Source organism: Halpernia sp. GG3 (genome assembly GCF_052976925.2).
Window position 1 is genome coordinate 23,717 of the sequence record NZ_JBRIIR020000013.1, and the last position, 25,938, is coordinate 49,654.

The 25,938-nt window shown below is 32.7% G+C and carries 28 protein-coding genes and 3 tRNA genes; 27 read left to right on the top strand and 4 right to left on the bottom strand.

Going from position 1 to position 25,938, the window contains the following annotated elements; all coding sequences use genetic code 11:
* Positions 1-71: 71 nt before the first annotated feature.
* The 11 genes from wecB to ACVBED_RS07165 all read left to right on the top strand — a co-directional run bounded on the left by wecB (position 72) and on the right by ACVBED_RS07165 (position 10,396).
* Positions 72-1,208 (top strand): non-hydrolyzing UDP-N-acetylglucosamine 2-epimerase, encoded by a 1,137-nt coding sequence (gene wecB, locus ACVBED_RS07115; RefSeq protein ID WP_447121182.1) that lies wholly within the window; start codon positions 72-74, stop codon positions 1,206-1,208.
* Between the two features lie 8 nt (positions 1,209-1,216).
* Complete coding sequence (locus tag ACVBED_RS07120; RefSeq protein WP_473094758.1) at positions 1,217-2,428, top strand: glycosyltransferase family 4 protein; 1,212 nt, start codon at positions 1,217-1,219, stop codon at positions 2,426-2,428.
* A gap of 84 nt (positions 2,429-2,512) precedes the next feature.
* A complete protein-coding gene (locus ACVBED_RS07125) occupies positions 2,513-3,121 on the top strand; it encodes a sugar transferase (RefSeq protein WP_473094759.1) in 609 nt (202 codons plus the stop codon).
* Positions 3,122-3,138: 17 nt separating this feature from the next.
* On the top strand, positions 3,139-4,188 hold the full coding sequence (locus tag ACVBED_RS07130) for an ATP-grasp domain-containing protein (RefSeq protein WP_473094760.1): 1,050 nt from the start codon (positions 3,139-3,141) through the stop codon (positions 4,186-4,188).
* Between the two features lie 4 nt (positions 4,189-4,192).
* A complete protein-coding gene (locus tag ACVBED_RS07135; protein WP_473094761.1) occupies positions 4,193-5,077 on the top strand; it encodes an NAD-dependent epimerase/dehydratase family protein in 885 nt (294 codons plus the stop codon).
* The gene (locus ACVBED_RS07140; protein WP_447121187.1) at positions 5,074-5,727 is read left to right on the top strand and encodes a metallophosphoesterase family protein; all 654 of its coding nucleotides are present in this window, start codon (positions 5,074-5,076) and stop codon (positions 5,725-5,727) included. The genes ACVBED_RS07135 and ACVBED_RS07140 overlap by 4 nt, the downstream gene beginning before the upstream one ends.
* Positions 5,728-5,729: 2 nt before the next feature.
* Entirely contained in the window at positions 5,730-6,290 is a 561-nt protein-coding gene (locus tag ACVBED_RS07145; RefSeq protein ID WP_447121188.1) for a sugar transferase, read from the top strand.
* Between the two features lie 60 nt (positions 6,291-6,350).
* Positions 6,351-7,496 carry a DegT/DnrJ/EryC1/StrS family aminotransferase gene (locus ACVBED_RS07150; RefSeq protein WP_447121189.1) on the top strand — a complete coding sequence of 382 codons (1,146 nt, stop codon included), beginning with the start codon at positions 6,351-6,353 and terminating at the stop codon, positions 7,494-7,496.
* Between the two features lie 80 nt (positions 7,497-7,576).
* Positions 7,577-8,584 (top strand): Gfo/Idh/MocA family protein, encoded by a 1,008-nt coding sequence (locus ACVBED_RS07155; RefSeq protein WP_447121190.1) that lies wholly within the window; start codon positions 7,577-7,579, stop codon positions 8,582-8,584.
* Between the two features lie 12 nt (positions 8,585-8,596).
* Positions 8,597-9,142, top strand: a complete 546-nt coding sequence (rfbC, locus tag ACVBED_RS07160; RefSeq protein WP_447121191.1) for a dTDP-4-dehydrorhamnose 3,5-epimerase — start codon at positions 8,597-8,599, stop codon at positions 9,140-9,142.
* Between the two features lie 45 nt (positions 9,143-9,187).
* Positions 9,188-10,396: a cation:proton antiporter gene (locus ACVBED_RS07165; protein ID WP_473094762.1), complete on the top strand. Its 1,209-nt coding sequence runs from the start codon at positions 9,188-9,190 to the stop codon at positions 10,394-10,396.
* Between the two features lie 65 nt (positions 10,397-10,461).
* On the opposite strand, the gene dapA is transcribed toward ACVBED_RS07165, so the two are convergent.
* Positions 10,462-11,337: a 4-hydroxy-tetrahydrodipicolinate synthase gene (dapA, locus tag ACVBED_RS07170; protein ID WP_473094763.1), complete on the bottom strand. Its 876-nt coding sequence runs from the start codon at positions 11,335-11,337 to the stop codon at positions 10,462-10,464.
* A gap of 153 nt (positions 11,338-11,490) precedes the next feature.
* Here dapA and ACVBED_RS07175 point away from each other — a divergent pair, with 153 nt between their 5' ends.
* The 7 genes from ACVBED_RS07175 to recO all read left to right on the top strand — a co-directional run bounded on the left by ACVBED_RS07175 (position 11,491) and on the right by recO (position 16,134).
* Positions 11,491-12,258 carry a 5'-nucleotidase C-terminal domain-containing protein gene (locus ACVBED_RS07175; protein WP_473094764.1) on the top strand — a complete coding sequence of 256 codons (768 nt, stop codon included), beginning with the start codon at positions 11,491-11,493 and terminating at the stop codon, positions 12,256-12,258.
* Positions 12,251-13,201 (top strand): bifunctional metallophosphatase/5'-nucleotidase, encoded by a 951-nt coding sequence (locus ACVBED_RS07180; RefSeq protein WP_473094765.1) that lies wholly within the window; start codon positions 12,251-12,253, stop codon positions 13,199-13,201. Before ACVBED_RS07175 ends, ACVBED_RS07180 begins: the two co-directional genes overlap by 8 nt.
* Positions 13,202-13,206: 5 nt before the next feature.
* A complete protein-coding gene (locus tag ACVBED_RS07185) occupies positions 13,207-14,013 on the top strand; it encodes a PorZ beta-propeller-like domain-containing protein (protein ID WP_473094766.1) in 807 nt (268 codons plus the stop codon).
* A gap of 101 nt (positions 14,014-14,114) precedes the next feature.
* The gene (locus ACVBED_RS07190) at positions 14,115-14,741 is read left to right on the top strand and encodes a hypothetical protein (RefSeq protein ID WP_473094767.1); all 627 of its coding nucleotides are present in this window, start codon (positions 14,115-14,117) and stop codon (positions 14,739-14,741) included.
* 154 nt (positions 14,742-14,895) lie between these two features.
* Entirely contained in the window at positions 14,896-15,066 is a 171-nt protein-coding gene (locus tag ACVBED_RS07195; protein WP_473094768.1) for a hypothetical protein, read from the top strand.
* Between the two features lie 78 nt (positions 15,067-15,144).
* Positions 15,145-15,438 carry a T9SS type A sorting domain-containing protein gene (locus ACVBED_RS07200; RefSeq protein ID WP_473094769.1) on the top strand — a complete coding sequence of 98 codons (294 nt, stop codon included), beginning with the start codon at positions 15,145-15,147 and terminating at the stop codon, positions 15,436-15,438.
* Between the two features lie 6 nt (positions 15,439-15,444).
* The gene (gene recO, locus ACVBED_RS07205) at positions 15,445-16,134 is read left to right on the top strand and encodes a DNA repair protein RecO (protein WP_473094770.1); all 690 of its coding nucleotides are present in this window, start codon (positions 15,445-15,447) and stop codon (positions 16,132-16,134) included.
* Between the two features lie 2 nt (positions 16,135-16,136).
* Here the strand turns inward: recO and ACVBED_RS07210 are convergent, their stop codons facing one another.
* On the bottom strand, positions 16,137-16,862 hold the full coding sequence (locus tag ACVBED_RS07210) for a hypothetical protein (protein ID WP_473094771.1): 726 nt from the start codon (positions 16,860-16,862) through the stop codon (positions 16,137-16,139).
* Positions 16,863-16,920: 58 nt separating this feature from the next.
* On the opposite strand from ACVBED_RS07210, the gene ACVBED_RS07215 reads away from it, so the two are divergent.
* A complete protein-coding gene (locus tag ACVBED_RS07215) occupies positions 16,921-17,346 on the top strand; it encodes an RNA-binding S4 domain-containing protein (protein ID WP_473094772.1) in 426 nt (141 codons plus the stop codon).
* Here ACVBED_RS07215 and ACVBED_RS07220 read toward each other — a convergent pair.
* A complete protein-coding gene (locus tag ACVBED_RS07220) occupies positions 17,332-17,847 on the bottom strand; it encodes a shikimate kinase (RefSeq protein WP_447121203.1) in 516 nt (171 codons plus the stop codon). The genes ACVBED_RS07215 and ACVBED_RS07220 overlap by 15 nt on opposite strands.
* Before the next feature lie 99 nt (positions 17,848-17,946).
* Here ACVBED_RS07220 and ACVBED_RS07225 point away from each other — a divergent pair.
* From ACVBED_RS07225 to ACVBED_RS07235, 3 genes are all read left to right on the top strand, one after another.
* Positions 17,947-18,019 (top strand) — tRNA-Lys (locus tag ACVBED_RS07225).
* Between the two features lie 40 nt (positions 18,020-18,059).
* Positions 18,060-18,143: transfer RNA gene (locus ACVBED_RS07230), tRNA-Leu, on the top strand.
* An 84-nt stretch (positions 18,144-18,227) separates the two neighbouring features.
* Positions 18,228-18,300 (top strand) — tRNA-Lys (locus tag ACVBED_RS07235).
* 98 nt (positions 18,301-18,398) lie between these two features.
* Here ACVBED_RS07235 and panC read toward each other — a convergent pair.
* The gene (panC, locus tag ACVBED_RS07240; protein ID WP_447121204.1) at positions 18,399-19,247 is read right to left on the bottom strand and encodes a pantoate--beta-alanine ligase; all 849 of its coding nucleotides are present in this window, start codon (positions 19,245-19,247) and stop codon (positions 18,399-18,401) included.
* Positions 19,248-19,456: 209 nt separating this feature from the next.
* Here panC and ACVBED_RS07245 point away from each other — a divergent pair, with 209 nt between their 5' ends.
* From ACVBED_RS07245 to porL, 5 genes are all read left to right on the top strand, one after another.
* Positions 19,457-20,230: a glycogen/starch synthase gene (locus ACVBED_RS07245; RefSeq protein WP_447121205.1), complete on the top strand. Its 774-nt coding sequence runs from the start codon at positions 19,457-19,459 to the stop codon at positions 20,228-20,230.
* A gap of 11 nt (positions 20,231-20,241) precedes the next feature.
* Positions 20,242-21,798, top strand: a complete 1,557-nt coding sequence (locus tag ACVBED_RS07250) for a DUF4270 family protein (RefSeq protein WP_447121206.1) — start codon at positions 20,242-20,244, stop codon at positions 21,796-21,798.
* 12 nt (positions 21,799-21,810) lie between these two features.
* Positions 21,811-23,664: a glutamine--fructose-6-phosphate transaminase (isomerizing) gene (gene glmS / locus ACVBED_RS07255; RefSeq protein WP_447121207.1), complete on the top strand. Its 1,854-nt coding sequence runs from the start codon at positions 21,811-21,813 to the stop codon at positions 23,662-23,664.
* A gap of 107 nt (positions 23,665-23,771) precedes the next feature.
* Positions 23,772-25,199, top strand: coding sequence for a T9SS ring complex lipoprotein PorK/GldK (gene porK / locus ACVBED_RS07260; RefSeq protein WP_447121208.1), 1,428 nt, complete (start codon positions 23,772-23,774; stop codon positions 25,197-25,199).
* Between the two features lie 29 nt (positions 25,200-25,228).
* Positions 25,229-25,903, top strand: a complete 675-nt coding sequence (gene porL / locus ACVBED_RS07265) for a type IX secretion system motor protein PorL/GldL (protein WP_447121209.1) — start codon at positions 25,229-25,231, stop codon at positions 25,901-25,903.
* Positions 25,904-25,938 lie beyond the last annotated feature (35 nt).

A 25,938-nucleotide genomic window follows, 5' to 3' on the forward strand; every position in this document is an offset into this window, starting at 1 on the left:
CGCTTTTTAACTTAAAGAAAATGTCTTTTAAAGTGAACGAAAAGTCTTATTTTTGTAAATTATTAAAATAAATGAAGAAACTTAAAGTAATGACGGTCGTAGGAACACGTCCGGAAATCATCAGATTAGCAAGAGTTCTTTCTGCGCTTGATGAATCTGATGCAGTAGAACATATTATTGTTCACACAGGTCAAAACTACGATTACGAATTAAACCAAATATTTTTTGAAGACTTAGGTATTCGTAAACCAGATTATTTCTTAGATGCAGCGGGAATAACTGCCACAGAAACCATTGGAAATATTTTAATTAAAATCGATCCGCTTTTAGAGGAATTAAAACCCGAAGCATTCTTAGTTTTAGGTGATACCAATTCTTGTCTTTGCGCCATTCCAGCGAAAAAAAGACAAATCCCTATTTTTCATATGGAAGCCGGAAACAGATGTTTTGACCAAAGAGTTCCTGAAGAAACCAATCGAAAAATTGTAGATCACACTTCTGATATTAATTTGACTTACAGCGATATTGCGCGAGAATATCTTTTAAGAGAAGGTCTTCCAGCAGATAGAATCATCAAAACTGGTTCACCTATGTTTGAGGTTTTAAATCATTATTTGCCCCAAATAAAAAAATCGGATGTTCTTTCAAGATTAAACTTAGAAGAAAGAAAATATTTTATTGTTTCAGCTCATCGCGAAGAAAACATCAATTCTGAAAAGAATTTTTTAGGTTTAATGGAAAGTTTAAATACCATTGCTGAAGAATATCAATTTCCAGTCATTATTTCTACCCATCCCAGAACTAGGAACATGATGGAGAAAATGAACATTCAATTGCATAAAAACATTCAACTCTTGAAACCTCTAGGTTTTCACGATTACAACGCACTTCAAATGCGGAGTTATGCCGTTTTATCAGATTCTGGTACTATTTCCGAAGAATCATCAATATTAAATTTTCGGGCTTTAAATATTCGGGATGCTCATGAAAGACCCGAAGCAATGGAAGAAGCAAGCGTGATGATGGTTGGCCTTTCACCTGAACGAATATTGCAGGCTTTGGTACAAGTACAAGAGCAGAGGACTTCCGACGAAAGAAATTATAGACCGGTTTCAGATTATTCCATGCCGAATGTTTCGCAAAAAGTTGTACGCATAATTTTAAGCTATACCGACTATGTTAATAGAGTAGTTTGGAGTAAATATTAAATTAAAAAATGAATATATTATTTCTTACTTTACTTAAAATTGACACCTTAAAAACTAGAGGAATTTATCATGATTTAATGCGTGAATTTGCAAATCATGAGCATAAAATTTATATTATAAGTCCTACGGAAAGACGGGAAAAAAAACCTTCCTGTTTAAGTTCTGAAGGAAATGTGTATTTTCTTAATTTGAGGACTTTAAATGTGCAGAAGACAAATATAGTAGAAAAAGGATTTGCAACGCTAAGTATTGAACATATTTTTTTAAGAGGAGTTAAAAAATATTTTAATGATGTTAAATTTGATCTGGTTATTTACTCTACGCCGCCTATTACATTTACGAAAGTTATCAATTATATTAAAAAGAAAGATGGAGCGAAATCCTATCTTTTGCTGAAAGATATTTTCCCCCAGAATGCAGTGGACATGAAAATGATGCTAAAAAACGGATTGATTTACCGTTTTTTTAGAAGTAAAGAAAAAAAATTATACAAAGTTTCAGAAACTATTGGTTGTATGTCTGAAGCAAACAGGCAATACGTTCTTCATCATAATTCTACAATCGATCCAAAAAAAGTAGAAGTAAATCCGAATTCCATCGAACCGGTCCCTTTCGTAGAATTATCGAACGAAGAAAAAGAAAATATTAGGTTAAAAAATAATCTACCAGTGGATAAAAAGATATTTATATATGGGGGGAATTTAGGGATTCCGCAAGGTTTAGATTTTTTATTAGAAACAATTGAAACTTCAAAAGAAAACGCAAAAATTTTTTTCTTGATCGTTGGTTCAGGTACAGAATTTGAAAAAATAAGAAATTGGTTTAACAAAAAGCAACCTCAAAACGCAAAACTAATTTCAGGTCTACCTAAAAAAGAATATGATGATTTAATGAAAGCATGCGATATCGGGATGATTTTTCTTGATAAAAATTTCACTATACCTAACTTCCCTTCACGGCTATTATCTTATCTTGAATTTAAACTTCCTGTTTTAGTGGCTGCAGACCCGAACACAGATATCGGTACTGAAGTTGAAAATTATAATTGTGGACTTTCCGTATTGGCAGGTAATTTAGCTGAAATGAATAATGCTATAAATAATTTCTGTTCGCTTAACGATGAAGAATTTGAAAAATTTCGAAAAAATGCACGAAAATACTTAGATGAAAATTTCTTAGTTTCTGATTCTTATAAAAAAATTATGAATAAGTTTTTTTAAAACTTTTAATAGGAATAAATTGAAATTAATTATAAACAGCTTATTTTATTAAATTTGCAATTATTTTAAAATGAAAATTCACTAATGTATACAAATATTTTTAAGAGGTTTTTAGATTTTACAATCTCTTTTTTAGGATTGTTAATTTTAAGTCCTCTTTTGCTTATATTAACAATTGGCCTTTTCTTTGCCAACCAAAGAAAACCTTTTTTTTTTCAGCGAAGACCTGGTAAGAATGGAAAAATTTTTAGTATTATCAAATTTAAAACTATGAATGATAAGAAAGATAATGACGGAAATCTTCTGCCTGATGCTGAAAGATTAACTATAATAGGTTCATTTGTGAGAAAAACTTCATTAGATGAGTTGCCACAATTATTTAACGTAATGAAGGGGGAGATGTCTTTGATCGGACCAAGACCTCTTCTTCCAGAATACGTGAAATATTATAATGATTTTCAAAAAAGAAGAAACGAAGTAAAACCTGGAATAACTGGATGGGCACAAGTAAATGGTAGAAATGCAATTCCTTGGGAGAAAAAATTTCAACTTGATGTATGGTATGTAGATCATTGCAATTTTTTTTTAGATTTAAAAATTTTTTTTCTTACCATAAAAAAAATTTTAAAAACAGAAAATATTGCATCCGATGGTCATGCAACTATGCCTCGTTTTGATGAACTTTTTAAATAATAACAAGATAAAATTTCATGAAAAAAAATATATTAGTAACAGGAGCAGGAGCGCTTTTAGGACAAGGTATTTTAAGACTATTGCAGATTTCTAATTTCGCTAAGAAAATTTATACTGCAGATCCGGATCCTAGATCAACAGGTCATTGGTTGGGTGATTATGCTGTTACGATACCGAAAGCCACTGATGAAAACTACATCGAAGCAATTAGAAAAATTGTGACAGATTTTAAAATTGATGCGGTATTAGTAGGTACAGATGTAGAGTTGCCGATACTCGCAAAATATAAGGAGGAATTTACATCTAAATATAATTGTAAAATTATAGTGAGTGACGAAACGGTCATAAATATTGCAAACGATAAATTTTTAACCGCTGAATTTCTTGAAAAAAATAATTTTCCCTTTCCGTTTTCCGTGATGGCGAACGATGAACATAAATTGATTGAAATTGAAGACAGATTGGGATTCCCCTTGTTTGCAAAGCCATTCGATGGCGCACGCTCTTTAGGAATCAAAAAAATTTCTAATCATAAGGAATTGATGGAGATTTATGATCCAAATTCCAACTTAGTAGTACAACAATTTTTACCTGAAGACGAAGGTGAATTTACCTGTGGATGTCTAGTTGTAAAAGGTAAATGTGTAGCGATTGTAACATTAAAAAGAGATTTGAGGGACGGTAATACTTACAGGGCTTATAGAGATTCTGAAACTTCAAAATATGATGAGTTCATTATCCCTATCGCAGAAAAACTTAACGCAGATGGTCCTGTAAATTTTCAGTTTAGAATTTTAGATGACAAACCTGTTATATTTGAAATAAATGGCAGATTTAGTGGGACTACCCCGTTGAGACATTTTTTTGGTTTTAATGAAGTGGAAGCTCTGTTGAAATTTTATCTCTATGGTGAAAACATTAAAAAACCTGAACTAAAAAACGGTATCGTAATGAGAGTTTGGTCGGATATATTTGTTGACGAAGACCAATTCAAAAAACTAAATACAAATGGTGTTTTAGAAGATCCTAAAGCACATATTTTTAATTTTAAACTTACCAATAATTGATAGAATGAAAATATTGATTATTGGTGCAACCGGTTTTTTAGGTAAATCTATTACAAGTCTTTTTAGGAGGAAAGGTCTTGAATTTTACACGGTTTCCCGTTCAGACAAAAAATCGAATTGGCAAGTTGATATCAGTTATTATGAGCAATTTTCAAAATTACCTGTTGATTTTTTTGATACTGTTATCAATTGTGCGACTGTTTTGCCTGGTGGAAATTATTTAGACAACGATTATCTTAAAAAAATATTTAATACAAATATTTTGGGCACGCAGAATATATGCAAATGGATCAAGGGGCAATCTAAAATAAAAAAAATTATAAACTGCTCAACTTTAGTGGTCGTTGATAAACCTTGGCCACTAAATTTAACAGAAACTGAAAAAACTTATCCAATTGGTAATCATGTTTTGTACTGCAGTTCAAAATTGACGCAAGAACTCATTTTTAAAACTTTTTCAAATGAAAAAGAAATCAAAATTTGCCAAGTGAGATTTTCTGCACTTTATGGGGAAGAAATGCCAAAAGAAGGTATTATTCATCATTTTATTAATCAAGCAAAAAATGACAAAAGAATTACATTAAAAAATGGTTCAAAGGTTTCTGCAGATTTTATTCATGTTGACGATGCCGCGCAATTAATTTTGGCTTTAATCGGTAGCGATTTTGAGGGAACTTTAAATGCAGCTTCTGGAAATGAATTGTCACTTCTTGAACTTGCGAATATCATTTCGTCAAAAGTTGGAAAAGACATAGAAGTGGTAAACCACGAAGATGAGAACTTTATTGAAAACAGAGCTTTAATTAATGTAGATAAGTTAAATAATATAATTGATACCTCACGATTTATTAATATATCTGCTGGGATTGAAAAATTGATTGATTTATGATTATAACTATTTTTGGTGATGTACACGGGAATATTTTCGCACTCGAAAAACTTTTAAAAATTGAAACGCAAGATACGGACCTTTTTATTTCCCACGGTGATGTTGTAAATTATGGACCTTGGTCAAACGAGTGTGTTCTGCTTTTAGATTCTGTTCAAAATATCAAACTTTTAAAAGGAAATCACGAAAGTTTTTATATTAAAGGTCATTATGAAGGGAAGAATGAAGTCGCAAATGCGTTTTTTAATTTTTGCTATGAGAAATTTAATCCAGATTTACTTAGTAAACTTTCAGATTATGAAGATAAAACTAAAATACCAAATTTTACAATCCAACACACAATCGGGGATCAATACATTTTTGAAGATACGGACATCGAAGATTTAAAAATTGATCAAAATTATATCATTGGACACTCACACCAGCAATTTAGAAAAACAAAAGATTTATTCGAAATTTATAACACAGGCAGCATCGGGCAAAATAGAAGTTTAATTAATTTATCTTGTTACCTTAAAGTTGATACGGATAAAAAAACAGTTGAACTTAAAAATTTCGTTCACGATATTGATAAGGTTATAAACCAAATGGAAATAGAAAGGTATCCGAAAATCTGTATAGATTATTACAGGTCAAAGAAAAGATTATAGAAATGTTAATTAAGCGTTTTTTTGACATAGTATTTTCTTTAGTTGGACTCTTTTTATTAAGTCCCATTATTTTAGTTTTAATTCTTATATCGGCCATAAACACTTCTTCAAAAGGAATTTTTCAACAAATTAGGATTGGGCAGTTTGGTGAACTTTTTACTATTTATAAATTACAAAGCATCGATTCTAAATCTTACAAAGTTTCAAAAATTGGTTCATTTTTAAAGAAATCAAAACTTGATGAACTTCCACAACTTCTAAATATACTAAGTGGTAAGATGAGTTTCGTGGGTCCAAGACCAGATATTTCTGGATATTATGATAAATTAGAAGGTGAGAATCGTAAAATCTTAAATTTAAAACCTGGGCTAACTTCTGAAGCCTCATTAAAATATGCAGAAGAAGAAGAATTCTTGGCAAAGCAGGAAAATCCATTAGTTTATAATGATACTGTGATATTTCCAGATAAGGTGAAAATGAATTTAGATTACTATTATAAGAGGACTTTATGGCTGGATATTAAAATTATCTTCAAAACAATTTTCCGAGAATATTTTTTCTGATTTAAAATCTGTAAACGATCTTTTGCTTAAATTTGCAACAACTAAAATTAAATTATGACTATGTCAAAAATCTGGCTTTCTTCCCCACATATGGGTGGAACTGAATTAAATTATATTCATGAAGCTTTCGCCGAAAATTGGGTAGCACCACTTGGTCCCAACGTTAATAATTTTGAAGAAGATTTAAAAAAATATTTAAATCAAAATGTTGAAGTTGGTGCATTATCTTCTGGTACTGCCGCTTTACATTTAGCTTTAATAATTTTAGGTGTAAAAATTGACGATGAAGTTATTTGCCAAACATTCACTTTTTCTGCCTCAGCAAATCCGATTGCTTATCTAGGCGCAAAACCGGTTTTTATAGACAGTGAACCGGAAACCTGGAATATGTGTCCAATTGCACTTGAAGAAGCCATCAAAGATAGAATTGCGAAAGGTAAAAAGCCAAAGGCAATTATTGTTGTTCATCTTTATGGAATGCCTGCAAAAATGAACGAAATCGTGGAAATTGCTAATCGCTATGAAATTCCACTTATAGAAGATGCGGCCGAAGCTCTAGGTTCAACATATAAAGGGCAAAATTGTGGCACTTTTGGTGAAATGTCAATCCTGAGTTTTAATGGAAATAAAATAATTACCACCTCCGGAGGTGGCGCGTTGGTTTGTAAAACAAAACACGAAAAAGATAAAGCGGTTTTTCTTTCCACACAAGCAAGAGATGATGCACCACATTACCAACATTCTGAAATAGGGTACAATTATAGAATGAGTAATATTTCTGCAGGAATTGGTCGTGGACAGATGGAAGTTTTAGATGATCGTATTGCGGCGCGCAGAGAAAATAATCGCTTTTATGAGGAACTTTTCAAAAACGTTGAAGGTGTAGAAGTTTTTACAGAACCTTCTGAAGACTATTTTTCAAATCATTGGCTTTCTGCTATTACAATTGATAGCGATGTTGCCGGTTTCAGCAGAGAAGATTTACGTTTGAAATTAGAAAAAGAAAATATAGAATCCCGTCCACTTTGGAAACCTATGCACTTACAGCCTGTTTTTGCAGATTGCGAATATTATGGAAATAAGGTAGCAGAAAATCTATTTATTAATGGACTTTGTCTTCCCTCAGGCTCCAATCTTACAGATGAAGACAGAAATAGAATAAAAGAAGTTGTAGAAAGTTTACTGGTAGAGGTGAAAATTAAATAAAAATTAATATCTTTAACTTTTAAAATCCAAATGTCTATTTTCTTCTCAAATTTTCTATCTATTATTTCTTAAGGTTTTTGATGGAAAATAAAATAAAAATTGCGGTATTAGGTTACGGACATATTGGTAGAAAACATGCCGAGATAATCATTCAAAATAAAGAATGTGAACTCGTTGCATTAATCGATACGAAATTTTCATCCGCTGATTTTAATGATGACAGATCGGTCCCTCTTTTTTCCTCTTTGCAAATTTTTTTAGATAATGGTTTGTCGGCAGACATTATTGCAGTTTGTACCCCAAACGGTTTACATTTTGAGCAAGCAAAAATCATCATAGAAAATGGTATCAATGTTATCATTGAGAAACCTATTGCTTTAAATTCAGATGATGCGGCATTGTTAGAAAAACTCGCCTTGGAAAAAAAATTAATGATTTTCCCAGTTATGCAAAACCGCTTTTCGCCCCCTTCTATATGGCTGAAAAACATAATAGACTCTGCTGTTTTAGGTAAAATTTTTATGGTTCAGATTTCTTGCTATTGGAACCGTAGTGAGCAGTATTATATTAAAGATTCTTGGCGCGGTACTAAAAAACTTGACGGAGGCACTTTATTCACGCAGTTCTCTCATTACTTAGATATTATGTTCTGGCTTTTTGGTGACATTACCAACATTAAATCTAAATTTGCGGATTTTAACCATAAAGATTTAACGGAATTTGAAGACAGCGGGATCGTTACTTTCGATTTTGTTTCAGGAGGTATAGGAAGTTTCAATTTTTCTACTTCTGTATGGAATGAAAATTTAGAAAGCTCACTTACTATTATTGCTGAAAATGGCTCTATCAAAATTGGCGGTCAATATATGAACGAAGTTGAAAAATGTATCATAAAAGATTATCAATTACCAATTTTACCCGCAACAAATAGTGCGAACGATTATGGAGGTTTTAAAGGCTCCGCGCAAAACCACCATTATTTATATGAAAACATCGTGGATGTGATGCATTATGGAAAAACTGCTCAAATTACACCATATGAAAGTATTGAGGTTATAAAAATGATCGAGAATATTTATGATAATTAAGATAAATTAAAAATGAAAATAAAAGAAACACCTTTAAAAGACTGCTATATCTTAGAACCGACGATTTTTGAAGACGACCGCGGCTATTTTTTTGAAAAATATAATGAAAAAACTTTTGAAGACTCAACTGGAATGAATGGACACTTTGTACAGGATAATATTTCTAAATCCAGTTACGGCGTTTTACGCGGCCTTCATTTGCAAAAGGGACATGATGCGCAGGCAAAATTAGTTTCCTGTTTAGAAGGAAAGGTTTGGGATGTGGCCGTAGATTTGCGAAAAACTTCGACTACTTTTGGTCAATGGTTTGGAGTAGAACTTTCTGCTGAAAATAAATTACAGTTTTATGTTCCGCGTGGATTTGGTCACGGCTTTTCCGTTTTAAGTGAAACTGCAGTTTTTTCTTACAAATGTGATAATTTTTATTTTAAAGAGTCAGAAGGTGGCGTTTTATATAATGATGAAGGTTTAGCAATCGACTGGAAATTGCCATTACAAGATATTATTCTATCTGAAAAAGATAAGCTGCAAATGCCATTCTCAAGTGAAAATTTTTAAAAATTCCGGTATAATTAAAAGGTTCTTTTTGTTTATATTTGCGCTATGGCAGAAACAGTAATCATCTCTATTTGCGTACTTTTATTGATATCTTATTTTTTTGATATCACGTCTAAATTCACAAAAATTCCGTCCGTAATTTTACTCTTAGCCATTGGCTGGTTGTTAAACCAGATCAGCGGACTTTCTGGTTTCAATATCCCCGACTTAAATGCTATTTTACCTATTTTAGGAACAGTTGGTTTGATATTGATCGTGCTTGAAGGTTCGCTTGAACTTGAGCTAAACCGATCGAAGAAAAGTCTTGTAATCAGAACTTTACTTATTTCTACTGCCTCAGTTTTGATTATGACTTTCGCTTCTGCGGCGTGGCTAAATTATGAGTGGGGAATCAGTTTTCGTGAAGGCTTGATAAATGTTACACCCTTTTGCATAATCAGCAGTTCAATAGCTATTCCGAGCGCAATAAATTTAACAAGTGCCAAGCGAGAATTTATAATTTATGAAAGCAGTATTTCCGATATTATCGGTGTAATATTTTTCAATTTCGTTACTTTTGGGACAGCAATTACAATTTCTGGCGGAGTTCATTTTATAGGCCAGTTCGCATTAATGATTGTTATCTCGGTAGTTGCATCTTTAGTTTTAGCTATTTTACTAGGAAAAATTGACCACCATATTAAATACGGCCCAATCATTATTTCAATTATTCTAATCTACGAAATTTCAAAAATTTATCATCTTCCCGCATTGATTTTTATCTTGTTTTTCGGATTGGTTTTAGGAAATATAGATGAGTTGCGGGGTGTGAAATTTTTAAAAAATGTCCGTTTCACGAAGTTAAATAAGGAAGTAAGTTTATTTAAAGATGTTGTGATAGAAGCTACTTTTGTGGTTCGGTCGCTTTTCTTTTTAGTTTTAGGATTTGTCTTAGAGACTGATGATATCATTAATGTGAATTCTCTTCAATGGTCTCTGGCAATCGTGGGATTAATTTTTGTTGTGCGTTTTATTTTACTTAAAATTACAAAAATGGAAATTACACCCTTGGTTTTTATTGCGCCTCGTGGTTTGATTACCATTTTACTTTTTCTAGCAATTATCCCTGAGGATAAAATTCCCTTTATCAATCAGTCGATTATCATCCAGGTGATTTTAATGACAACTGTAATTATGATGATCGGTTTAATGTTTAGCAACAAAAAGGATGAAAAAAGCAAACCGATTGATTCAATTGAAGAAGTGACGGTGTAAAGGTTTTAAAATTTAAAAAAGCATCTCATTGAGATGCTTTTTTTATGCTGAACAAAATCTGATTTTTATTTTAATTTTTTCATTTCTGATTTAATTTTATCTTGTAATCCTTCAGAAGCTTTTACCAATGGTAATCTTAAATAATTTTTGATAATTCCTTTTTCTGCTAAAATAGTTTTCACGCCGCAAGGATTTCCTTCTGCAAAAATTAAACGGGTAATTTCTACCAAAGAATTATGGATTTTATAAGCTTCATCCACTTTTCTTTCAAATGCCAACTGAACCATTGATGAAAATTCTTTTGGATAAGCCTGGCCAATTACTGAGATTACACCATTTCCGCCAGCTAAAGTGACAGGAAGTGTGTATTCATCATCACCAGAAACTAAATTAAATTTAGAATCTTTTTGTCTTAAAATATCAAAATACTGCAAGATATTTGGCGCCGCTTCTTTTATCATAATCAAATTTTTGAATTCTTTTGCCAATCTTAAAGTAGTTGAAGCTTCCACATTTTGACCTGTTCTACCGGGAACATTATAAATAATTATATTTTTTCCTGTACTCGCAAGCATTTTATAATGCTGATAAAGCCCTTCCTGATTGGGTTTGTTATAATAAGGTGAAACAGAAAGAACGGCATCAAAATGAGATAGATCAGCAGTCTCAATTTGGTGTTTTACTTCCATCGTGTTATTACCGCCAATTCCTAAAACTAAAGGAATTCTCTTGTCGTTAATTTTAATGATATGGGTAATTACTGCGGTTTTTTCTTCAGGATTTAAAGTTGCGGCTTCTGCTGTTGTGCCTAAAACTACCAGATAATTTGTGCCGTTTTCTATATTAAAGTTGATTAATTTTGTCAATGAATTAAAATCAACGGATAAATCCTCATTGAATGGTGTTATAAGCGCTACACCCAAACCTTTTAAAGTATTCATTTTATTTAAAAATTTTCTCAAAATTAGTCAATTTTTATAATTCACCATTATTCTTCAATTTTTATTTTTAAATAATTACTTTTAATCAAAAGATTCGGATTACATTTATTTGTTCAACTTATTTTATATTTGCTTTTAAATTAATTTTAAAAAATGAAGTCCAAAATTTTTATAATTTTTTTCTCAGCTTTACTTTTTAGCGCTTGTACTTCAAGATTGAAAGTTGCAAAAGTGCACTCAGAAACAAATCAGGTGATTTCTTCTGAATTAAAAGATGATCCCGCATTCGACAAAGTTATAAAGCCCTACAAAGAAAAATTAGCAGAAACAATGAATTCTGTAATTTCACACACAAACGTAGATCTCACAAAAAATGGTGATAATAGCAATCTCGGGAATTTATTGGCAGATTACACATTTGAAGGTGCTTCGGAATGGGCGAAAAAAAATAATAAATCTGTAGTTGATGCAGCAGTAATAAATATTGGTGGAATTCGTTCTACAATTGGAAAAGGAAATGTTTTGTTGCGACATGTTTATGAAGTGATGCCTTTTGAAAATGAGGTGATGATCGTAAAATTGAAAGGTTCAGATTTACAGGGATTATTTAATTATTATGCAACAACTCAAAAAAATAATCCGGTTTCTCATCTTTATGTAGAAACAGATGGTGGAAAATTAACTAAGGAAACTATTAACAGTGAAAAAATAGATCTTACGAGAGATTATTATATTGCGACTTCAGATTATCTGGCTTTAGGTGGCGACAATATGAATTTTTTTAAAAAAGGAGAAATGATTTCCACGGGAATAAAATTAAGGGATTTATTTATAGAAAAATTTAAAGCAAAACCAGAAGTTTCTGCGCCAGATGATGTGAGAATTTTGTTTAAAAATAAAAAAGCAGTAGGAAATGAATAGAAAAACTTTTTTAAAAGCACTTTCTGGCGGAACCTTAGCAGCCGCTCTCACACCGAATATTTTATTTGCTGAAAGTTATAAAACTGCCGCAGTGAAATCTGCTAAAAAATTAACTATTCTGCACACCAACGATCAACATAGCAGAATAGAACCGTTTGATGCTTCTTACACGAAAAATCCTAACCAAGGCGGTTTTGCGAGACGTGCCAGTTTAATACAAAGTATCAGAAATAAAGAAAGCAATGTTCTTTTAGTAGATTCTGGAGATACATTTCAGGGAACGCCTTATTTTAATTTCTTTGGGGGAGAAATAGAGTTTCGTTTAATGACGATGATGGGTTATGAAGCTTCTACTTTGGGAAATCACGATTTTGACAATGGTTTAGAAGGGTTTTTAAAAGTGCAGCCTAACGCAAAATTTCCGTTTATCTGCTCTAATTATGATTTTAAAAATACCATTTTAGATGGACAAACAATGCCGTACAAAATTTTAGATAAAAACGGAGTTAAAGTAGGTCTTTTCGGTTTGGGGGTAGAACTGGAAGGTTTGGTTGGTAAAAAAAATTATGGCGAAACCAAATATTTAGATCCCGTAGAAATTTCTAATCATTACGCGGATTTTTTAAAGAAGGAAAAAAAATGCGATTTGGTAATTTGTCTTTCGCACATTGGTTATGAATATGAAAATGATGCAGATAAAATTTGTGATAAAAAATTAGTGGGACAAACTGAAAACATAGATTTAATATTAGGCGGTCACACGCACACTTTTTTTAAAGAACCAGAAATTTTTAAAAACAAAAATGGTAAAAATGTGCTTGTCAACCAAGTTGGTTGGGCGGGTTTGCTTTTGGGAAGATTAGATTATTTTTTTGATGAAAACAGTAAAATACAGAATATCGCTTGGAATAACCAAGTTATAGATGAACGGATTTTGGTATAAAATTTATGAATAAAAAATTAATCCTTTTTTTCTTGATCTTCGGATTTAGTTCTTTTAAAAGTCAAAATATTGCTTCCGGAAAATGGAGTGATTTATTTTCCTACAATAATGTTTTGGTTTTACGTGCGGATACGGATAGGATTATTGCGGCTACGGAAAATGGTATCTTCTATTATACGCCCTCAACGGGAGAGATTACTAAATTGTCTAAAGCTAACGGTTTACATGATGTGAAAATTTCCGCATTCGATTATGATCCAGTTACAAAGGTCGGTTTAATCGGGTATATTTCAGGTGCGTTAGATGTCATTACTCCGGATGGAATAATCTTAGTTGTAGATATTCCGATTGCTACAGGTTATACTGGAAGTAAAAAGATTAATCATATCTCTATTTCTGGTAACAATGCGGTAATTTCTGTAGGATATGGCGTTTCAATATTTAAATTAGATAAAAAAGAATTTGGTGATACAGCTTTTTTTAAAACAGATGGAGCTTACACCGCGGCAAATGAATCTGTCATAAAAGATAACATTGTTTATACCGCAACAGCTGATGGTGTAAGATCTCATGAGATGAATGTTTCATTTCCCATCTATAGTAGTTGGGCGAAGTCAGTTGAAGGTAATTTCACACAAATTTCTTCTAATGATTTTATCTACGCAGGAACGTCTACGGAAGTATTCAAAGGAAGTGGTGCGGCATTCTCTTCTTTTAAAACTGGATTCACTGGCATAAAAGATATTATCACAAAAATAATTCTTACCGGTTTTAGTCGCGGATACCCAAAACGTCTCTCGTTTCGATCCTAGTGGAACGCTCCAAAAAAATATAAATATTGGCCAGAATATTAATACGGCTTTACAATTTAAAAATCAAATTTACACAGGTACAAATTTATCGGGAATTTTTGATGAAAGTTTACAAACCTTACAAGACCAGAAATGGACCCTATTCTAACGTCTCTTCTAAAATTGACATATCAGGAAAACAAATTTTAATTTCTACTGGGGGCAGAACATCTTACAATAATCCAATAATTCGAAATCTGGGATATTATCATTTTGATGGAACACAGTGGAAATATCCTGAATTTTTTAAAACATTTGTTGGAGAGTTAAATGTGATGGATGCGGTTATAAATCCTTCAAAACCAGATGAAATATTTTTTAATAATTTTACCTACACAGATGGTAATATGGGAATCTATAGGATGGAATCCAATGTGTTTGCAAAACAGTACGCCAGTACAGGAACCTATTACAATCGAATCGCTGGTTTAACTTTTGACGAAAATAATCAGCTTTTTGCTTCTGCAACTGATGTCAGCAAATTTGGATTTTATTATTTTAATTCCGCAAATGATACTTTTACTCAAGTTTTAGTGGTTAATGGATTTCATGTTCAGAAACCATTTGCAAATTCTGGAATTTTGTATGTTTTTTCACCACGAACCGGTGGGGGAATTTTGCTTTATAATTATAATAACACCCCAAGTTCATTGAGCGATGATAGCTATAATGTTTTACACAAAAAATAATATCCCTTCACAAGCAGGTAATTTCTCAGGCATTCAATAAGGATGATTTTTTATGGATGGGTTCTGAAAAAGGACTCAGAACTATTCAAGAATCCTGAGATAGATGTAATCTCTGCAACATCACCACAGACTAAAAATATTGTAATTGTTCAAAATGGATTGCCTGAAGAACTTTTCAGAGATCGTGCGAATTTACAGAATTCCTATCGATCTGGAAACCAAAAATGGGTTTCTGTTGAATGATGATACAGCTTATTATTTAAGTACAGACGAGCAAGAACGATTGAGCATTTACAAAAGCCAATTCACCAATTCCAACCAATAATATTCCCGATATCAAAGTTGATGAGAAAAACCGGTAAAGTTTATTCGTACTTCGGATGAAGTTAGTCTATCTCGGGAGATGTCAGCCAACGTAACTTCAAATTTTGGAGATGTTTTGGTTTATCCGAATCCCGTGGTATATGCTAATTATAAGGGCAATGTAAAAATAAAAGGTTTAGCACAAAAAACAAATATTAGAATTACAGATGCAGCCGGTAACTTAGTACATCAAGATATTGCAAGAGGTGGATTTTATGAATGGGATCTAAGCAACCAACGCGGTCGAAGAGTGGCTTCTGGTATTTATTTTGTTTTAATGACGAATGAGGACGGAACTGATACTGCTACAGCAAAGATTGCAGTGGTGAATTAATCGCGTATGACAAAAAAGAAAGGTTTTCTTTTATCTTATTTAAAATATGGCGATAACGATGCAATTCTGCATTGTTTCACAAATGATGAAGGTTTTGAGAGTTTTTATATTCGCGGTATTTATGCTGCGAAAAATAAAAAAAAAGCCTTACTAACCCCCTTGTCTGAGATTCTTTTGGATGTAAATTTAAAAAGAAGATCATCGGCACTTCCGCTGCTCAATAATATAGAAAGCGCTGATGTAGAAAATCACAATTTTGATGTAAAAACAAGTTCGGTCCTATTTTTTATTGCAGACTTTCTTCATCAGGTTTTGAAAAGTGAAAATACTCAAAGTAAAATTTATTCGGAAATAGAGTTTTTTATTATCCAGTTGAAAGCTGGAAATCTACAGGCACATCTTGTTTTTATATTTAAAATTATAGAACTCTTAGGTTTTGCTCCCCTCACGGGCAATGGAAAATTTTTAGATTTAGAAAAAGGTGATTTTTCAGATCAGATTTCCCATCAGCTTTTTACAGAAGATATCTCTCAAATTTGGAAAAATATTTTGGAAAACAATGATAACTATAATTTTAAATTTCCTAAAAATAAAAACAGAGAATTGTTAAATTCTCTGCTTGTTTATTTTCAATACCACTTCGAAAATTTCAAAATTCCTATTTCTTTAGAAATCGTAAAAGAAATTTTCCAATAATTTTAAGGTGTTGGTCTTACACTTGTTTTATAAACTTGGAAATTAAATACAAAACATTTATCGTTTAAGCTGAAGCCAGTATAATTAAAATGAGGATCTTTTCCAAATGCGGCTCTAGATGGTACAATTATAATCCCTTGAAGATTATAATTATCAGAATCTGGAATATTAAAAGCTTTAAAATATTGTAATCCTTCTGCAAAACCTTCTATCTGATAATAACTTCGGGTTTTAGTAAGATCTGCATCAATAACAGACTGTTTCGTGTAATAATAACCAGGATCTATTTCTGGCACACCTGTTCCTGAGACACCATTTCTAAATGACTGCGGAGTAGTAAATGAAACTAAATTATTAGTGTTTGTAGCATGGTAATACATTGTATTAGACATTAATCTAATGACATCGGTGCTTCCTATAGTATTTCCTGGACTCGGTTGGGCACCAGTTCTTGTAATATAAATTACGCCGGAAGGTAATGTTACAGGATTTAAACTTGCTAGTTTAACATTAGTCGCGCTAGGGACATCAGTTGCTGTAAATGGTTTTATATTGCCACGGGCATCCAAAAAATTATCGTTTAAAAATTGCACGGCAGCTTGGTCATCATACTTATTCTGAGTAGCTGCGTCATAGACTATTGCGACAGGTACGGTATCTGTTGAATTATTTTTGCAGGATGACAGTGCTAAACTAAGAATTGCAAAACCGAATATTATTTTTTTCATTTTAATTTAATACTTAAATTGCTTAATTATTTTAATTCAGCAAAAGTAAAAAAAAGATATGAGAATAGATAAATTTTTATGGAGCATTAGATTTTACAAAACCCGCACTTTAGCGTCGGAAGAAATAAAGAAAAATCGTGTTTCTATAGGTGAACAGAAGGTGAAAACTTCTAAAGAAGTAAAAATTGGTGACGAAATCACAATTCGAAAGAACCAGATTGACTATAAAATTAAGGTTTTGGAAATCCCGAAAAGTAGGATGGGGGCAAAATTAGTTTCACTTCACATTAAAGATATTACAGCGAAAGAGCAACTTGAGTTATTAACGGTAAGACAAGAAACTCAAAATTATTATCGAAATAAGGGGGAAGGACGTCCAACTAAAAGAGACCGCCGTGATATGGAAGACTATTTAGAAACTGATGATGTACCAGAGGATGATTGGGATCAGTTTTTCAAAATTAAGGGTTCAGAAGAAAATTAATTTTTTAATTTCAAGTGTAATTTCAGCGGCAGATTTATTATCCGTGCTGATGGTAAACTCTGCTTGATTGTAAAAATAATTTCTTTCAAATAAATGTTTTGCAATATATTCTGGTAAATCATTTTCGGGAATTTTTGCAATTAATGGCCGGCTACCTTTTTCCGAAAGTAATCTTTTGGTTAAAGTTGAGATGTTTGTGCGCAGAAAAATACTTCTGGATTTTTGATTGATCATTTCGATATTATTGTAATAAGCAGGCGTGCCGCCACCCAGACCTAAAATAATATTATCGGGTAAGGCCAAAATTTGTGTTAAAATTTCTTTTTCTTGCTTCCGAAAGTAGATTTCACCCTTTTTTGAGAAGATTTCTGCAATACTTTTTTGATTTTTTTGCACAATTTCGCTGTCTAAATCAATAAATTTATAATTGATTTTTTGACTTAAATTTTTGGCAATGTGCGTTTTACCAGAGCCCATGTAACCAAGTAGGGAAATAATCATATTTTTATTTTGCACAAATTACTTAAAAAATTTTGAGATTTTAAAAAAACTCTTATCTTTGCACCACTTTATTAAGGGCATCTAATGCCAGACGATAAAGACTCGGTAGCTCAGCTGGTAGAGCAATACACTTTTAATGTATGGGTCCTGGGTTCGAATCCCAGCCGGGTCACAATTACAAAAAAGTTCCGTAGACAATACGGTTTTTTTTTGCCTGTGTGGTGAAATTGGTAGACACGCCATCTTGAGGGGGTGGTTTCCTAAAGGATGTGCTGGTTCGAGTCCAGTCGCAGGCACGCAGAACATTAGCAACGAGTAATTGATTTATGAGTGATAACGGTATTAATTATTACAAATTTGACATTATTTTTTTTTAGACCGACTCGGTAGCTCAGCTGGTAGAGCAATACACTTTTAATGTATGGGTCCTGGGTTCGAATCCCAGCCGGGTCACAAATTTACCATAGGTGAATTTTCATATTAATATTTAGTGATTTGGTTATTAAAAGCTTTCCCCAATAAGGAAAGCTTTTGAATTTTATAAATATAAATTAATACAAATGAATATTATCAATCAATCTTACTTCGCCTAGATTGACCACCAAAAATGCCCGGTAAGAATTATCTTTATAAAAAAAATCAGTTTCTTTCAATGTTTCTTCATTCGCAATGATAAAATATTCCAGCTCCATACCGCCCGCTTCTTTAAATATTTCTTCAACTCTTTTATAAATTTCTTGCACATCTACTATTCTAAACCAATTATTCACTTTCACCAAAGTATCGTGCAAAAGGGTTGCTTCTAATTTTTGATGGGAAGTTAACCTTTCATTGCGGGAACTTAATGCTAGACCTTTATCATTTCTAAAAATAGGAACACCGTGAATTTTTATAGGTGATTTCAATTTTTCTACCAATTTTTTAATGATAGCCAGTTGCTGAAAATCTTTTTCCCCAAAATAAGCTTGGTCCGGTCTTACTTGCTTAAAAAGTTCTTCTACAACGGTTGCAACTCCATCAAAATGCCCAGCGCGAAATTTCCCTTCCATTTCAACCTCAAGACCATCAAAGTCATAATGTTTGCTTTCAGTTTGTTCAGGATAAATATCTTTGATCTGCGGTATGTAAAGCGCATCGACGTTGCCACAATCTTCAAGTTTTTTAATATCAAAATCTAATGTTCGGGGATATTTTGCCAAATCATTAGAGTTATTAAACTGCGTGGGGTTTACAAAGATGGATGAAACTACTAAGTCATTCTCGTCTTTCGCAACTTTATAAATAGATAAGTGACCTTCGTGTAATGCGCCCATTGTTGGTGCGAAGCCAATTTTTTTACCCATTTCTTTCTGCCTTTCAATATAATTCTGAAGCGTGCTTTTGTTTTTTAAAATCTCCATGAATTTTTGTTTTTTGTAAATTTAAAAAAAATTAATAAATAAAAATAGGATAATTTGTGTGATATTTTAAGTGTTTATAATTGGTAAAAAGCCGCTAAACCCCTTATGTATTAAATAAATGTTAAATAAAATTTATTATTCTAAATTTTCGTAATTTTGCAAACTAAAGCAGGAGGACTCTCTAGCTATGAAGTAACTATAAAATTAATATGCAGAATAAGAAGATACTATACGTCACCACGGAGTTGCACCCTTATCAGGAAGACAGCAATATGGGCACTATGGTAAATAAAATGGCGTTAAAAATGCACCAGAGTGGAAATGACGTGCGTGTTTTTATGCCACGCTTTGGAAGTATCAGTGAGAGAAAATTTCAACTTCATGAAGTTATTAGGCTTTCTGGGATGAATATTATCATTAACGATTTAGATCAACCCCTCATTATTAAAGTAGCATCTTTGCCTGGCGAGAGATTGCAAGTATACTTCATCGATAATGATGAGTATTTTAAAAGGAAACATTACTACGGTGATGAGGAAACACAGTTTTTTGATGACAATGATGAACGGGCAATATTTTTTGCTAGAGGAGTAATTGAAACTATTAAGAAATTAAATTGGGTGCCAGACGTTATCCACCTAAATGGCTGGATGTCTGCTTTTATACCAATTTATTTAAAAACTTTTTACAAAAAAGATTCTTATTTTAATGACACAAAAATTGTAATGTCTATTTATAATGAGGAAAAAGTTCCTTTTGCTAACAATATAGAAGAAAAATTAAAATTTGATAATATTTCTAATTTTACGTCACTGCAAGATCCCAGTTCGGAAGCCTTTCTGCTGGAAAGTGTTGACTTTGTTGACTTTGTTTTAAAAGGTGATGAATTTCTGGAAGGAGATTTAGACAAAAAATTTAACTCTACAACTATTCAAAAATCAGAATATTTAGATTCTGAATCTTTCAATAAAATTTACTACTAGAATTTATATAAATGACAAAAAAAATTCAAAGACTGTTGCAAATTATGTTTTTTGCGACCATGGGCAGTCTATTGCTAATAAATTGTGAATCTAATGCAGATAATCTGGGATCACAATTTTTTCAGGCTAATGCAGCGCAAGACGGTTTAGTTTTAAAAGATTTAGTTGCTTATAACATTTCACACAGTGATACGATCAGAACAGATGGTGCGAAGCTTGACTCTGCTGCGATCGGGGCATTTAATGTGCCACAGTTTGGTTTGCAAAAAGCTTCCTATTTTACACAGATCAGACTTAATTCTTATGCGCCGGATTTCGGTATAAATGCTGTTGCAGATTCTGCCGTAATCGTCATTAAACCAAGATTTGCTACCGACTCTATACAAACAACTACCAATAGCAATTTTATCTATCCTGATGGAAATATAGCTTCAACAAAAGTTGTAAATTCCTATCCAATTATTTATAAATATGGCAGAACAAAAATAGGAAGCAAGACAAGTTTGACCATAAATGTGAATGAAGTGAATGACTTCATGGGTTCTACAGTTACCAAATTATATTCTAATCAAGATTTTGCTCAAGGTGCTTTACTGGGATCAAAGACATTTAATGGCAATATCACTTCGGTGAATATCAAAAAAAATGGCGATAATAGCGAACTATTTAATAGAGATGCGAATATTAGAATTCCTTTAGACGGGGCATTTTTTCAAAGTAAAATAATTGCAAAAGCAGGAATGCCTGAGTTAAGTGATGTTTCTACGTTTATACGTTATTTTAAAGGATTAAAAATTTCAGTAGCAGAAAATGATGGTTACATATTTAAGTTCAAACCAAATGATGTCTCGCTACTTTTATATTATAAAAATGATGTTGTAGCAAGTGGAGTTACCACAAGACCACAAACTATTTTGATGTTTGACTTGGGAACAAACAATGTTCACTATCAAAAAATTGATTATAATAGAGCGGGAACAACTGCTGAATCTGGTTTAGCAATTTCTAATTCTGTAATAGGTGATATGAAATTATATCCTCAGGGAATGGGTGGTCCCGGCGTAGGTTTAAAAATTTCCGGAGTAACCTTGGCTACATTAAGAGATCTATATAAAAACCAAAAAGCTGGTATATTATCTGCTAAAATTAGATTATACACTGATGCGTCATGGATGAATAATTTTAAAAAACCAGGTTCTTTTTTAGTACAGCAAAAAGATGTTGGTACTTTTTTAAAAGAATTTAGTTCTTATAATACTAATCCGAGTTATAACTTAATAACAATTAATAATCTTTATACAAATCCCTCGTATTATGACATAGATCTCACGAAAACAGTGAAGGATATGATTGAAACAGAGGCAGCAAATAAAGATATCGTGATAAATGTGGGAAATTATACCATAGATCCGACTGGTGCTTATTTAGGATTATCTCCCATAATTGCAAACTTTGGTCAAAATTTTAACGGCCGCTCTTATACGCCAAACGCAGTAGTTTTGGTAGGAACCGATCCTTCATCAGATAAACGTGCGCAGTTAAGAATAATTTACGCAAAAAAACAATAAAAACAGAATAATATGTGTGGAATTGTAGGATACACAGGATTTCAGGATTCTTATAATATAGTAATTAATGGTTTGCGCCGACTAGAATATAGAGGATACGACAGTGCTGGAATAGTTGTGGAAGATGATCAACACAAACTTCACACATCTAAAACTAAAGGAAAAGTAGAAGATTTAGTTAAAATTTCTGGTAATTTAAAAGGAGTTTCACATACAGGTATGGGACATACCAGATGGGCCACACATGGTGTGCCGAGTGATAGAAATTCTCATCCACACAATTCCAACAATAATAAAATAGCCCTAGTTCATAATGGTATTATTGAGAATTATGATACTATAAAAACAATGCTATCGGGAAAAGGCTTTACTTTTAAATCTGAAACTGATACTGAAATTTTGGTTAATTTAATTGAGTATTTCATGAATAATGATAGCTCTTTAGATTTTCCTACAGCGGTAAGATATGCTCTCAACGAAGTTTACGGGGCTTATGCAATTACTGTAATGCATGAAGATTATCCAGGTGTTTTAGTTGTCGGAAGACTTGGTTCTCCTTTAGCTATTGGTTTAGGTGATGGTGAATATTTTATAGCATCTGATGCCTCCCCATTTGTTGAATTTACAAAAGAAGCTGTTTATTTAGAAGAGGGTCATATGGCCATTATTTCTTTAGAAAACGGTGTTGACATTAGAAATATTAAAGACAACGTTAAGATCACACCGGCAATTCAGGAATTAAAATTAAGTTTAGAGCAAATCGAAAAAGGAGGCTATGAACATTTCATGCTAAAAGAAATTTTTGAACAACCAAAATCAATTCATGATACTTTACGTGGTAGATTGCTTGTTGATGAAGGTATTATAAAAATGGCTGGAATATGGGATAATTTAGAAAGATTAAATAAAGCAGAAAGAATTATTATTATTGCCTGCGGCACTTCTTGGCATGCCGGTTTAATTGGTGAATATTTAATTGAAGAATTCGCAAGAATCCCTGTTGAGGTAGAGTATGCGTCAGAATTTAGATATAGAAACCCGATCATAACTAGTAAAGATGTGGTTATTGCCATCTCACAATCAGGTGAGACTGCTGATACGATGGCCGCAATAAAATTGGCAAAAGAAAAAGGCGCTTTCGTTTTTGGAATTTGCAACGTTGTGGATTCTTCTATCTCGAGATTTACGGATGCCGGTGCTTATACGCACGCAGGTCCAGAAATTGGTGTAGCTTCCACAAAAGCCTTCACTTCCCAGCTTACTATTCTTTCCTTAATTGCTTTAAAATTAGGCAAGCATAATGGCAATTTGAGCAATGTTGAATTTATGCGACTAATTACTGAGCTTGATGCGCTACCTAAAAAAGTAGAAGAAGTGCTAAGCACAACGAATGATTTAGTAAAAGAAATTGCGAAAGATTTCGTAAAAGCTCAAAATTTCTTGTATCTTGGAAGAGGGTATAATTTTCCTGCAGCATTAGAGGGCGCATTAAAATTAAAGGAAATCTCATACATTCATGCAGAGGGCTATCCCGCAGCAGAAATGAAACATGGGCCCATCGCTTTGATTGATGAAAACATGCCGATTGTGATTATTGCACCTAAACCGGGTCATTATGACAAGGTGGTTAGCAATGTACAAGAAATAAAAGCAAGAAAAGGCAAAGTAATTGCTTTAGTAAATAAAGGTGATGTGCAGGTAGCACGAATGGCAGATTATGTAATAGAGTTTCCAGAAACATCAGAATGTTTTTCGCCAATTATTGCTTCGGTTCCGTTACAATTGCTCGCGTATTATATTGCAGTTTATCGTGGTGCAAATGTTGATCAACCAAGAAATTTAGCAAAATCTGTCACAGTTGAATAAAAAACAAGCGAATTACAAAATATTAATTTGTTTTTTTCGTTCCTTTTAAAAATTCTAAATTGTTTTTAAAAAAATTATATATTTACCGCTTAATTTCAAAGAATAGCATGAAAAGAATATTTCTTTTACTATTAACTACAACGATAATAATTTCGTGCGGCAAAGGCGGAAACTCCCGTGCCGGCAAACCTGGTTCCAAAACTAAGGGTGAACTTGTATCGCGTGAAAAATCTAAAAGTTTCGTTGCAGAAAGACCCTATGGAATGGTCGCAATTCCAGCAGGTTCATTCGTGATGGGTATGGCTGATCAAGATTTTACCAACTCACCAGAAAAAGCCCCTTTAAAAACCGTAACAGTATCTTCCTTTTTTATGGATGAGACGGAGATCACAAATTCTGAATACCGGGTGTTTATAAACTATGTGAAGGATTCTATTGCACGCAGTTTACTAGCTGAAGCTGCTGGTGATGGTGGTGGAACCGGAAATGGAACGGGTATTGGTGATTATGCTTATTTAGCAAAGAAAGTTGGTAATACAGCTACACCTTATCAAGAATTTTTGGAATCTCAAGGTGGTAGAGATGGTTATAATGAATCTAAGAGACTAGATTGGAGCGTGCCTCTAACTTACAATACATCAAGTTACCCGGATGCTAAATATGCCGAGGTAATGGAGTCAATGTATTTGCCACTGGCAAAAAGAGTAAATAACGAAAGAGTTATTGATGCCAGTAAACTTAAATATGCTTATCAGTGGGAAGATGTAGAAGCTGCCATTAAAGATAAGGGCCGTGGGACCAAATATTTAAAGAAAGAAAGTATTGCAATTTACCCAGATACAACTGTGTGGGTGAAAGACTTCAACTACGCTTATAATGAACCGCTTTATGATGGTTATTTTTGGCACAATGCTTATAAAAATTATCCGGTAGTTGGTATTACTTGGGATCAGGCAAGAGCTTTCTGTAATTTTAAATCTAAATTGAAATCTGATTATAACGAAAGTTTAAAAAAGAAAAAACAAAAAGCAATGGCTTTTCGATTACCAACAGAAGCTGAATGGGAATATGCCGCAAAAGGAGGTATAGAAAATGCAACTTATCCGTGGGGTGGTCCTTATCTGCAGGATGATCGAGGTTGTTATTTAGCTAATTTTAAACCGAAACGTGGTGATTATTTAGAGTCGACAGATGGCAAAACAAAAGGTTATACCTACACTGCGCCAGTAAAATCGTTTGCAAAAAATAACTTCGGCTTGTTCGATATGGCTGGAAACGTTTCCGAGTGGACAGAGTCACCTTACAGCAATTCTACCTACCAGTTTTCTTCAACTCTAAATCCTTATTTATCCAATCAAGCGTATAGAGATGTTAAAAAATCAGTAAGAGGTGGATCGTGGAAGGATGTTTCTTATCTATTAATGACAGGATACAGAGATTGGGAAAGAAAAGATTCTGCAAGAAGTTATATAGGATTTAGAACGGTACAAGATATCCCCGAGGGAACTGCTAAATATAGAAAGAAAACCAAATAATTAAAATAACTAAATAAACTTTTTAGAATATGTTCAAAACAAAGGAAGCTTTATATAACTTTATCTACTCTATTGGGGCTGCAATCGTTATTGTTGGTGCATTATTTAAGATGACTCACTGGCATTTAGGTCCTCTTTCCGGTAATGTGACTTTAGCAATTGGTTTGATAACTGAGGCCATTATTTTCGTTGTATTTGCATTTGATACTCCACGCTCTGAAGAGTCATATGCTTGGGAAAATGTTTATCCAGAATTATTGGACGCTGACGCAGCTGCCGCCCCTCGTAAAAATGTTGCCTATTCTGATAATGATTTGAATGTTTCACTTTCTGATAAATTAGATAAAATGTTAGCCGACGCTAATTTAGATGTTTCATTATTTGAAAGATTAAAATCCGGTTTAGATAAATTTTCAGATTCTGTTCAGAAAATTAATGAAACTGTAGATGTTTCTGCATCCACTCAAAAATACAATGACCAACTAGTTTTAGCTTCTTCTCATTTGGAAAGTATGAATGCCCTTTATGCACTACAATTAGAACACGGAAGAACGCAGTCTGAATATAGCAAAAAATACATTGAAGATATGGAAAAGTCTGCGCAGCATTCTGATAACTTCAATACTGAATTACAAGGCCTTACTTCTAATCTAAACAATCTTAATAGAGTTTACGGCGGTATGTTAAACGCAATGAAAGCTTAGTTTTCCCTTATTTTTAATTAGTAACGTATAATCTT